The sequence below is a fragment of the Verrucomicrobiota bacterium genome, from assembly GCA_037139415.1.
In the GTDB taxonomy this organism is placed as follows: domain Bacteria; phylum Verrucomicrobiota; class Verrucomicrobiia; order Limisphaerales; family Fontisphaeraceae; genus JBAXGN01.
Map to the genome: position 1 here is coordinate 1 of JBAXGN010000241.1, position 10,084 is coordinate 10,084.

Annotated in this window: 11 protein-coding genes; 5 read left to right on the forward strand and 6 right to left on the reverse strand. The window is 57.7% G+C overall.

The annotated features are described in order from the left end of the window. Positions 1-426: hypothetical protein (locus WCO56_26835; protein MEI7733216.1), on the reverse strand; the 426-nt coding region annotated here is incomplete at its 3' end. Between the two features lie 254 nt (positions 427-680). Between WCO56_26835 and amrA the strand changes: the two genes are divergently transcribed. Beyond that, positions 681-1,274, forward strand: coding sequence for an AmmeMemoRadiSam system protein A (gene amrA / locus WCO56_26840; GenBank protein MEI7733217.1), 594 nt, complete (start codon positions 681-683; stop codon positions 1,272-1,274). Between the two features lie 10 nt (positions 1,275-1,284). On the opposite strand, the gene WCO56_26845 is transcribed toward amrA, so the two are convergent. Continuing rightward, a complete protein-coding gene (locus WCO56_26845; GenBank protein ID MEI7733218.1) occupies positions 1,285-2,031 on the reverse strand; it encodes a protein phosphatase 2C domain-containing protein in 747 nt (248 codons plus the stop codon). After that, on the reverse strand, positions 2,031-3,686 hold the full coding sequence (locus tag WCO56_26850; protein MEI7733219.1) for a protein kinase: 1,656 nt from the start codon (positions 3,684-3,686) through the stop codon (positions 2,031-2,033). Before WCO56_26850 ends, WCO56_26845 begins: the two co-directional genes overlap by 1 nt. Before the next feature lie 136 nt (positions 3,687-3,822). Here WCO56_26850 and lpxK point away from each other — a divergent pair, with 136 nt between their 5' ends. The 4 genes from lpxK (at position 3,823) to WCO56_26870 (ending at position 7,932) form a co-directional block, all read left to right on the forward strand. Next, complete coding sequence (gene lpxK / locus WCO56_26855; protein ID MEI7733220.1) at positions 3,823-4,995, forward strand: tetraacyldisaccharide 4'-kinase; 1,173 nt, start codon at positions 3,823-3,825, stop codon at positions 4,993-4,995. 3 nt (positions 4,996-4,998) lie between these two features. Then, complete coding sequence (locus tag WCO56_26860; protein MEI7733221.1) at positions 4,999-5,931, forward strand: hypothetical protein; 933 nt, start codon at positions 4,999-5,001, stop codon at positions 5,929-5,931. Further along, the gene (gene waaF / locus WCO56_26865; GenBank protein ID MEI7733222.1) at positions 5,928-7,049 is read left to right on the forward strand and encodes a lipopolysaccharide heptosyltransferase II; all 1,122 of its coding nucleotides are present in this window, start codon (positions 5,928-5,930) and stop codon (positions 7,047-7,049) included. Before WCO56_26860 ends, waaF begins: the two co-directional genes overlap by 4 nt. A 94-nt stretch (positions 7,050-7,143) precedes the next feature. After that, positions 7,144-7,932 carry a sugar phosphate isomerase/epimerase family protein gene (locus tag WCO56_26870; GenBank protein MEI7733223.1) on the forward strand — a complete coding sequence of 263 codons (789 nt, stop codon included), beginning with the start codon at positions 7,144-7,146 and terminating at the stop codon, positions 7,930-7,932. 37 nt (positions 7,933-7,969) lie between these two features. Here WCO56_26870 and WCO56_26875 read toward each other — a convergent pair whose 3' ends face one another. The 3 genes from WCO56_26875 to WCO56_26885 form a co-directional block, all read right to left on the reverse strand. Beyond that, the gene (locus WCO56_26875; protein ID MEI7733224.1) at positions 7,970-8,230 is read right to left on the reverse strand and encodes a hypothetical protein; all 261 of its coding nucleotides are present in this window, start codon (positions 8,228-8,230) and stop codon (positions 7,970-7,972) included. A gap of 72 nt (positions 8,231-8,302) precedes the next feature. Then, positions 8,303-9,721, reverse strand: a complete 1,419-nt coding sequence (locus WCO56_26880; protein ID MEI7733225.1) for a Gfo/Idh/MocA family oxidoreductase — start codon at positions 9,719-9,721, stop codon at positions 8,303-8,305. Positions 9,722-9,891: 170 nt separating this feature from the next. Further along, positions 9,892-10,084: hypothetical protein (locus WCO56_26885; protein MEI7733226.1), on the reverse strand; the 193-nt coding region annotated here is incomplete at its 5' end.

Below are 10,084 nucleotides of genomic sequence, written 5' to 3' on the forward strand. Positions count from 1 at the left end.
GCAGCCATAATCTGCTGGCGACAGACAATATCTATTTACGGATAAGCACTTAGTCGGCACCACGATCGCCCGATAGAACCGCTGTCCGATGGCCGGGCTGCTCGCATCCACCCAAAGGTGCGGATTAGCCACGAGAGTAACATTAGTTAGCATTCCCCAGTTGTTATTATTTGATAAGGTCGTTGCCATTTGAATGGCGCAGGCCGTTCCCACCTGACCTGTAATGGTTAGCCCCGCATTAGTTCGCGAATAGAGTTGTAATCTCAAGCCCGGTTTGCTTTGCGCCTGCACCCAGCCGCTCAGGACGGTTACGAGCGCCACCAACGCAACGCCTTTCTTCAACAGGGTTTCAACGGATGAAAACAGATTATTATGCGTCACTGAGCGTATGACGCTTAAGCTACCTTGCTTTTGCATGAGGTTCATGAAGGCATCCTAATGCTTACAGCACTGTCCGTCAATCTGAAAAAGCAAGCGATTGAGCTGGCATGATCCATTTCGTTGTCCGCTTGACGCGGGGCGGGTTCCCCGCTTTGCTTGCGGCATGAGCTTTAGTTTGTTTCAACGCGGATCATTACGATGCGTGGTGCCCTGCCGGGCTTTCCGCAGTAATCCGCTTTGCGACCGGTTTTGTCTTTATTCCGGACGCCGGGAAGAGTAGTGTCCACCGGCATACAACGATGACGCATGAACAACATCCAGTGGTCGTTTTGACCCGGGAAGAAGAGACGACTCTGCTGAAGCTGGCGCGCCGCTCCATGGAGCATGGGTTGCAGTTCCGGCGGCCGTTGGAGGTGAATCCGGCAGAGTATCCAGCCGCGTTGCGCGCGCCCAAGGCAGTGTTTGTCACCCTGCACCTTGGCGCCAACCTGCGGGGATGTATTGGCACGTTGGAAGCGAACCGCTCCCTGGTGGAAAATGTGGCGCAACACGCGTATTACTCCGCTATGACTGACTCGCGGTTTACCCCGCTCACTTGGGCCGAGTTGGAGGCAGTGAAGATCCAGATATCCGTGCTGAGCGAGGCGGTGCCCATGAACTTCACCTCCGAGGAGGATTTACTGGCGCAAATTCGTCCGGGGATTGACGGTTTGGTGTTGGAAGACTGGTCGCATCGCGGAACCTTTTTGCCAGCGGTTTGGGAAGACTTGCCTGAAAAGCGTGAGTTTTGGCGGCAACTCAAACGCAAAGCCGGACTCGCTCCCGATTATTGGTCGAAGGAACTGAAGGTCAGCCGGTATGTCGCCCATTGCTTTGGGGAACCACCGGCGTAAAACCTCGGTGCTATTCTTCCACCACTTGGATCAGCAACACCGTCACGTTATCATGACCGCCCGCGCTGTTGGCGGCCTCCACCAAGGCGCGGCATTTGTACTCCAGGCCGCCATCCAAGCCGAGCATCCCCTCAATCTCCGCGTCGGCCAACATGCCCGTCAAGCCATCCGAACACAGCAGGAAAATATCCCCCGGGCTGGCGCGTAAATCGCGCATTTGCGGCAGCGGCTGCCCCTCCATGCCGACATGGCGGGTCAAGCGCGAACGGCCGGGATGCGTCATCGCCTCGGCTTCCGTGAGTTCGCCGGCATCAATGAGCAACTGGGCAATGGAATGGTCATGAGTTAAACGTTTCAACTTGCCCTCGCGAAAGCGATAAGCCCGGCTGTCGCCCAGGTAGCCAACATACGCGTAGCCATCCTGGAATACCGCGCATACGGCGGTGGAACCCATGCCGGTCAACTCCGGTTTGCTCCGGGCTTGGGCGCTCATGGTCAGGCTCATCTCGGTGAGCGCTTTGAGCAGATTGTTCTTTATTTTAGGCACGCTCAACCCACCCTGCACCGGGTACGCCGTGCGGAGCAACCCCGGCAAGCGGTCAACCACCAGTTGCGATGCCACTTCCCCCGCAAACTGCCCGCCCATGCCATCGGCGACGATGAAGATTCCCTCCTCGGGGAACGCCACCCAATTGTCCTCATTTTTCTCCCGGACCCGGCCTTGATCCGTAAGTCCGGCATGTTGCAGTGAAATCATTATAAAGCTTTCATTAACGCTTTTTTAAATTCAGCGGCGGTTTTGAAATAAATATCGGGCGCGTCCTTCAAGGCGGTGTCAATAACCTCCGCCACTTTGGCGGGGATGGCGGGATCCCGTTCACGGATCGGCACTGCGTTGGCTTGCAGCACAAATTGCCAGACATCCTTGCCTTGCGGAAAATCGCGCGGCGGACACCCCGTCAACATCGCATACAGGGTCGCGGCCGCCGCCCAGACATCCACGTCCGGCTGGGCGTATTTGAAATTCACCACCTGTTGGCGCGGCATGTACAAAGGTTTCCCGGCGGCATCTCCGGTACGGGTAAAGCCAGTCATGCCTGCCTGATTAAACGCCTTGCTGAGCCCAAAATCCGCAATTTTGGCGGTGCGCATGCCATCCTCTTCGTGCAGGAGGATGTTATGCGGGGTCAGGTCGCGATGGATCAACCCTTGCCCGGGTGCATACGAACCGTTGGCCGTGCGCACGCTGGGAATATGGGCATTGTGCGCATATTCCAGAGCATCCAAAACCTCGCAGATAATCGGGGCGGCTTCGTCCACGGATAACTTGCCACCACGGCTCAGCATCAATTTATCCACGCTGCCACAGTTGCAGAATTCCAAGGCAAAGTAGTACGAGCCGCTGGAACAGCCGGAATTCCGAAACGCCACAATGTTTTGGTGCTTTAAGGCAGCGGTGTTTTCAATCTCCCGGAGAAACGCCATCTTGGCTCGCGGTTCCACCGCGACCCGCGGCAGCATGACCTTGAGGGCCACATACTCATTATTGGCCGTATTTTGCGCCAGATAAACGGCCCCCATACCGCCTTTACCCAATTCACGCACCAGCGTATAGCCATGAATGCTGGTTTCCACCTGCAATATCTCGGAGGCAATATCCATCAAGTTGCCTTTGCAGCGTTCACAAACAAATTCGCCATCCCGCAACGCGCCAACCTGCGCCGAAACATCGGTACCGCAACGGGCGCAGCGTTTTTCTGCCGCTGCGGGGATAGGTGGCGGAGTCGGGAAAATCAGCGGTGGACTGACCGGCTTGGCGGGCAAGGCAACGGGCGGGGAAGGCTTTGCTGGCGGAGCCGCCGGGCGGTTTCCCAGAGGCGGCCGGTTGGCTGGTGCCGGCAACGCTCCGGGTTTATTGGCCTGCAAGGGGGCCTGCTTGGCCTTCTCCCAGCAAGCATTGCAAAAGAACACACCGGTGGAACGCTCCGCGTTGGCCAGTTGGTCCTCCGGGATATTCATGGTACATCCCTGGCAGCGCGCCGGGGTAACCACGGTAATACGGATCAGTGAGTCACTTACCCCCAGGCGAATCTCGTCCCCGTTTTTTAAATCGTGCTCGGGCAGGATTAGATTCTTGGCGTCTTCCACTCGCGATCCCCGTTCGCGCTGGCCGATATTCTTGCCGTTGACATGGGTGCCGTTCATGCTGCCGAAATCCCGAATCCGGACGTCGGGCGGATTAATTTCCAGCAGGCAATGGTGGCGGGAGACCGTCTCATGCGCTTTATCGCTCGGCAACACCGGCACACAGTCCGGGCTGCGCCCCAGAATGCATGACGCTGGCTCATCGAACGCGAACTGTTGTCCAGTCAACGGGCCTTCCACAACTTTCAATATGACCTTTGCAGGCATAAACTTTATCCCACTGTAACCGCTTTCTTTCCCAAAGTCATCCGCGAAAAACAGATTTTAGCCACACCACCTCGATTGGAAAATTTCCAGACCAAAGCTTGCCCATTTGCCGAGGGGTTGGCACACTGCCCAGGCAATGCGCGAGACTTGGCGACAATGGGTGGAACAAGCGGAAACGTACGTACTGGAGGTCATCTTCGGCGAACGGCGTGACCGTTTGGCTTCCGCTGTGCGCGGGGCTCTCTTCGGCTTATCCAAAGTGTTCGAGGTGATCGTCAAAACCCGCCAATTTCTCTATAATGTAAGGATTTTTCGGGATACCACCCTGGGGGTGCAGGTAATCGCCATTGGCAATTTGTCCGTGGGCGGGACGGGCAAAACGCCGGTGGTCGAAAAGTTTGCCCGCGAATTGCGAGACCAGGGTCGTACGGTCGCCATTCTTTCCCGTGGGTACCGGTCCAAGCCGCCGCCATTGGCCAAGCGCTTGATGAATAAATTGCTATTTCAGGAGATTCATTCGCCCCCCCGGGTCGTTTCCGATGGCCGATCGCTGCTCTTGGATTCTGAAATGGCGGGAGACGAACCGTTTATGTTGGCCTCCAATCTCAAAGATGTGGTGGTGTTGGTGGACAAGGATCGCGTGAAGGCCGGGCGATATGCCATCGAAAAATTTGGGTGCGATACGCTGCTGTTGGATGATGGTTATCAGTATTGGAAGTTGCGCGGACGCCGTCATGACGTGGTGCTGGTGGATTGTCAGCAACCGTTTGGCAATGAGCACTTGTTGCCCCGCGGCACGCTGCGGGAGCCGCCCAAGCACCTGGCTCGCGCCAGCACCATCTTCATCACCAAGAGCGATGGTAACACGGCTGGCCTGCGCGCGCGCATCGCCAAGTTGAACCCCACCGCGCCGGTCATTGAATGCGTGCATCATCCGCTGTATTTCGAGGATGTCTATACCGGCGACCGGTTCGGGCTGGACCTGGTGCGCGGCAAAAAGGTCGCCTCGTTGAGCGGCATTGCCCAGCCGGAAAGCTTTGAAAACAGCCTGGTGCGGCTGCACGGGGAGTTGGTTTATTCCAAACGCTTTGCGGATCATCACCGCTTCACCCAGCAGGAAGTTCTCAACACCATCAATCGCGGTAAAAAACGGCAGGCCGAAATGATTATCACCACGCAGAAGGACGCGGTGCGCATTCCCAAACTGGACCGCCGCGATTTGCCGATGTATTTTGTGCGTGTGGAAATCAAAATCATTGCGGGTGCCAAAGACTTCAACGAGTGCGTGCGGCGCATCTGCTTCCGGTAAGCCATGGAAACCGTCCTCTACTGGCTGGCGCGCGGTTTGATTGCCTTGGTCGAGGCGCTGCCGCTGATCTGGGTGGCCCGGCTGGGCCGCTTGGGCGGCGGGTTGTTTTACTTCCTGGATGCCCGGCACCGTCGGGTGGCCGGGCGTAATCTCGCCCTATGTTTCCCGGAAAAATCCGCCGCCGAAGTCAAGGCCTTGGTGCGCGAAAACTTCCAGCGGATTGGCGAGAGCTTTATCTGCGCCATCAAGACTTCCACCATGTCCGCCGCCGCTCTGGAGCGGCATCTTGAGTTTGTTCGCGTCGAAACGCTGGTCCCGAAAGAAGCCGGCCCGGAACCGCACAGCCGGGTGGTGGCCATCGGCCATTTTGGCAACTTCGAGATTTACGCCCGCGCCGTCATGCGCCTGCCGCAATTCCAGTTCGCCACCACCTACCGGGCCTTGCGCCAGCCGGCGCTCAACCGCCTCATGCAATCCCTGCGCGAGCGCTCGGGCTGCCTCTTCTTTGAGCGGCGTCTGGATGGCGACGAATTGCGCGCCACCATGAAACGCAAAAACCTGCTGCTGGGTCTGCTTGCGGACCAGCATGGTGGCCAGCGCGGCTTGTGCCTGCCGTTTTTTGGACGCGACTGTTCCACCAACCCGGCTCCGGCGGTGCTGGCGTTGCGTTATAAACTGCCCCTCTACATGGGCTTCTGTTTTCGCCTGGCCCCCGCCCGCTGGCGTCTGGAAGTCGGTGCCGAAATCCCCACGCATGTGGATGGCAAACCGCGCCCGGTGGAGGACATCATGCTCGATGTGAACCGCGCCCTCGAAGCAGCCGTGCGGCGCGATCCAGCCAACTGGTTCTGGGTGCATAATCGGTGGAAAACGTTGGGCCGCAAACCGCGCCCGGAACATCCCCCTGAACCCAATGACGTCGGAGGTGAACCGTGAACACCGACCGTCTTTCCCGGGCCGGGCCAGAGCGCATTCTGGTGCGCGGCGTCAACTGGCTGGGCGACGCGGTGATGACCACGCCGGCCTTGCTGCGGTTGCGCGAGGCGTTTCCTCATGCGCATATTGCCCTGTTGACCCAGGATAAACTGGCCGACCTCTGGCAGGATCACCCAGCGGTGAACGAGGTGCTGACTTTTGGGGCGAAGGAATTTCCATGGAGCGTGGGGCAGCACCTGAAAGCACACCGGTTTGAGCTGGGGATTATTCTCCCCAATTCGCCGCGTTCTGCCATCGAGTTGTGGCTGGCAGAAATCCCCCGCCGCGTCGGGTATTCCCGGCCCTGGCGCAATGCGTTCCTGACCGAGGCGGTAACGGATCGGCCCGGCCATCTCACCATGCGCAAACGCACGCCGCAAGAAATCCAGGGACTCCTGGCGAGCGACGCGTCATCCAGCCAACCACCGGTTCTGTCGCTGAATACGCATCATATCCATCAATACCTGCACTTGGTGGGCGCGGTGGGGGCCAGTACCGCCCTCTGCGCGCCGCTCATCGCGGTGCGCGAGGAAGAGGTGATCAATTTCCAATACCGCATGGGCACCAAAGCGGGCGAAGCGGTGCTCGGCATGGTGCCGGGGGCGGAGTACGGACCGGCCAAACGCTGGCCGGCGGAACGATTTGTGGAAGTCGTCCGGCGGATGAACCAAACTAGGCCGTGTCGCTGGGTGATCTTTGGGGGGGGCGGCGACGCCGAAATTGCCGCGCAGATCGCCAGTCAATTGACTGCAAGCGGCGTCCATTGCGCAAATTTGGCGGGAGCCACCAGCCTGCGCGAGTTATGCGCGGGTTTAAAAACCTGCTGTGCTGTATTAACCAATGACACCGGTCCCATGCACGTCGCGGCGGCGGTGGGCACTCCGGTGGTAGCCCTGTTTGGCAGCACCAGTCCCGAGTTGACCGCTCCCGGTCTGCCCGGTGACACCCGCCATCGGTTGTTGCAGGGCCGCGTGGTCTGCTCACCCTGTTTTTTGCGCGAATGTCCGGTGGACTTCCGTTGCATGACGAGCATTACCGTGGAAACGGTGATTAACGCCTTGCGGGAATTGGTGTTTTAGCCTCGTTCATCTTTTGCTTGAAACGCACCAGCGTATTGTTCATCCTAGTTTCATGCAGAAAATAACATCACGGCTCGGTGTGTGCAGTTGGTCTATGCAACCGCAATCGCCGCAGGAATTGATCGAAAAGCTGGCGGCTGCGGGGATCAAACGAGTGCTGTTGGCGTTGGATCCCCTGCGCGAGCAGCCGCGCGGGTGGTCTCGCCTACCCGCCTTGGCGGAGAAACATGGGGTCAAACTGGTCGCGGGCATGTTTGGCTGCGTGGGAGAAGATTACACCACGCTCGAATCCATCCGCAAAACCGGCGGCATTGTGCCGGACGCCACCTGGGATCAAAATTGGAAACATGTCCAGCAAACCGTCAAGCTAGCCAAGAAACTGGGCTTCAAAATCGTCATGTTCCATGCCGGGTTTCTGCCGCATGAGGAGAGCGATCCTAACTTCGCCAAATTAGTCGAGCGCCTGCGCAAGATCGCGGGGGCGTTTGCCAAACAGGGAATTCAAGTGGCCTTTGAAACCGGCCAGGAGCCGGCGGAATCACTCAGCCGTTTCCTGGTAAAACTCGGCTGCAAAAATGTGGGCGTGAATTTCGATCCCGCCAACATGTTGCTTTATAATAACGGCGACCCCATCAAGGCGATGAAACTCTTGGGGCCCTGGATCAAGCAGATTCATCTCAAGGACGCCAATGTCACCAAACAGCCTGGTACGTGGGGCGAGGAAGTGGTGTTGGGCACTGGCCAGGTGAAGTGGAAGGCATTCTTCAAAACGCTGGAGGATATTGGTTTCAAAGGCAACCTGTTCATCGAGCGCGAAGCTGGCACCCAACGGGTCGAAGATATTCGCACAGCGCGGGAATACGTTGAAAAACTTTGCCGATGACGAACCCGGTGTAGGTTTGTTGATTGAAGGGCGTTTCTTAGTCGGCTCCGTAGGCGGTTTCCATCGCGCCGGGACGTTGTCCACGACTGGCGGAGACAAACGACAGCGTGACCGCTGCCGGGGTGCCCTCCAGCATGGAATAGACCACCACCTTTTCCAGAATCAGGTTATCACGGGGTATGGAGCAGATCGCCACCATCTCCTCCAGCGTTTTGAACGGCACCGTTTCTTCCGCAAAATCGGCCGTATCCGTTCTCAGAAAAACGGCTTGACCAATACCATAAGCGGACTGATTCATGACTAATATATAACCTCGGTTCGTGGTTCCGACAAGTTGAAACCACGAACCAGGACCGCCGCAGAGGCCGATCTACCAGCCTTTGCGATACTCAATTTTCACGAACTTGTTCAGCTCGGGCAGGTTGGTAACCCTCATGTTTGGGCCGTCCCATTCCACCTTTTTATTCGGGCCGGCATGTTGAGCCAGATTGCCGAGCAAGGTGAATTCCGTAAGCCGTGTCCCGTAGTCGAAACTGGTGGCAGTGTCGGTTTTGCCAGCGCGCACGGCTTCAATGAAGTCCTGGAAACAATTGCGCGGGCGCGGCAAGGTCTTGGGCGGTTCGGTGATTTCCTTCATCTTTTCGATGGGCATGATGTGCATCCGCCCGCCATACGTGCCGGTGTAGAGAATGCCTTTTTCGCCGACATACAGCGTGCCACTGCTGTCGAACTCCTCATCGGGATATTTCTTCTGCAACTCGATCATGAGAGGCGGCAGGTTCTTCGGTCCTTTGGTGCCCTCATGGTATTCTTTAGGGCCATCGCCGGGATCCTCGTTACCTTTGCGGCCATCGTACCAATAGGCCTTGAGAGGCGGCATGTCGCCACGGGCCGGGAAATCCCATCGGACGCGCGAACCGGTTGGCAGGCGTTCGTTCGTGCCATTCCACATTTCTTCGGTTTCAAAGCTCGTGGGATGCTCCAGCTTGAGCGCCCAGAATACGCCATCAAGCACGTGGCAGCCCAAATTGCCGAGCCCGCCGTTGCCGAAATCATACCAGCCATGCCATTCGTGCGGAGTGAGGTCGCCGTGGAAATCGCGATACGGAGCCGGGCCAACCCAAGAATCCCAGACCATGCCAGCGGGGATGGGCAGTTTGGCCGGGCGTGGGCCACGACCGCCGTTGGCGCGATTGGTCCAGCTATGGGTTTCGGTAATTTTGCCAACGACGCCAGCCCAGATGAATTCGCATAACCGCCGATACCCTTCCTGGCAATGTCCCTGATTGCCCATCTGCGTGGCGACCTTGTATTTCACGGCCATTTCGCGGAGTTTGCGGGCCTCGGCGACGTCGTGGCATACCGGTTTCTCGCAATACACCCCCTTGCCTGCTTGCATGGCGATCATGGAGGCGGGTGCATGATGATGGTTCGGCGCGGCGATGAAGACGGCGTCAATGCCTTTGGCCATCTTGTCGAACATCTGGCGGTAATCGGTGAAGGTTTGGAATTTGCCGGCGGTCTTCTTCTTGTCCTTCAGCCATTTCTGGACCTTGGCATGTTTGGATTCATCCGGGTCCACAATGGCGACCAGGTTTTCCTTGAGGCATTCCTCCAAGTGATTCATGCCGCGCCCGCCGCAACCGATCAGGGCGCAGTTGAGTTTATTGCCGCCCGCCGTGGCCGCCAGCAGGTTGGGACCGGGCAGGTAACGGGCGATGGTAAGCGCGCCCGCCGCAACGGCGGCGCGTTTCAGAAATAAGCGGCGATTCGCATTTATGTTTGCCATAACGTATTGCTGTCTATTTGAAGTAGCGATTCTACGACAATCTGAATGGGTTGACAACAAATAATCACGCATAATAATCAGGCGCACGGCGACGGTTTCCCAAATCATTAGCGAACCGAGGCGAATGATACCCACGGTGATACGCCCCTCACACGGTGTACTGATCGCAGTTATGGTACCACCTCGATGGTGGCCTGGCCGGAGATTCGCAAGATCGCACAGCCTCGTTCCGGCAGAAACTCATGCGGTGCAGTGAGGGGAATGATCGTGCCATTCAGTTTGACCCGTGCTGACGATTTCAATCCGTGCACTAGCCCCAGTTTACGAGTTATTTGAAGGGTGCCTCGGAAGTTATTGTTAACC

What these genes read in the sequence shown, in the direction of transcription:
- WCO56_26880 (MEI7733225.1), bottom strand. Translation starts at nt 9,721, where the DNA reads ATGGCAAACATAAATGCGAATCGCCGCTTATTTCTGAAACGCGCCGCC.
- WCO56_26850 (MEI7733219.1), bottom strand. Translation starts at nt 3,686, where the DNA reads ATGCCTGCAAAGGTCATATTGAAAGTTGTGGAAGGCCCGTTGACTGGA.
- amrA (MEI7733217.1), top strand. Translation starts at nt 681, where the DNA reads ATGACGCATGAACAACATCCAGTGGTCGTTTTGACCCGGGAAGAAGAG.
- WCO56_26860 (MEI7733221.1), top strand. Translation starts at nt 4,999, where the DNA reads ATGGAAACCGTCCTCTACTGGCTGGCGCGCGGTTTGATTGCCTTGGTC.
- WCO56_26870 (MEI7733223.1), top strand. Translation starts at nt 7,144, where the DNA reads ATGCAACCGCAATCGCCGCAGGAATTGATCGAAAAGCTGGCGGCTGCG.
- WCO56_26875 (MEI7733224.1), bottom strand. Translation starts at nt 8,230, where the DNA reads ATGAATCAGTCCGCTTATGGTATTGGTCAAGCCGTTTTTCTGAGAACG.
- lpxK (MEI7733220.1), top strand. Translation starts at nt 3,823, where the DNA reads ATGCGCGAGACTTGGCGACAATGGGTGGAACAAGCGGAAACGTACGTA.
- WCO56_26845 (MEI7733218.1), bottom strand. Translation starts at nt 2,031, where the DNA reads ATGATTTCACTGCAACATGCCGGACTTACGGATCAAGGCCGGGTCCGG.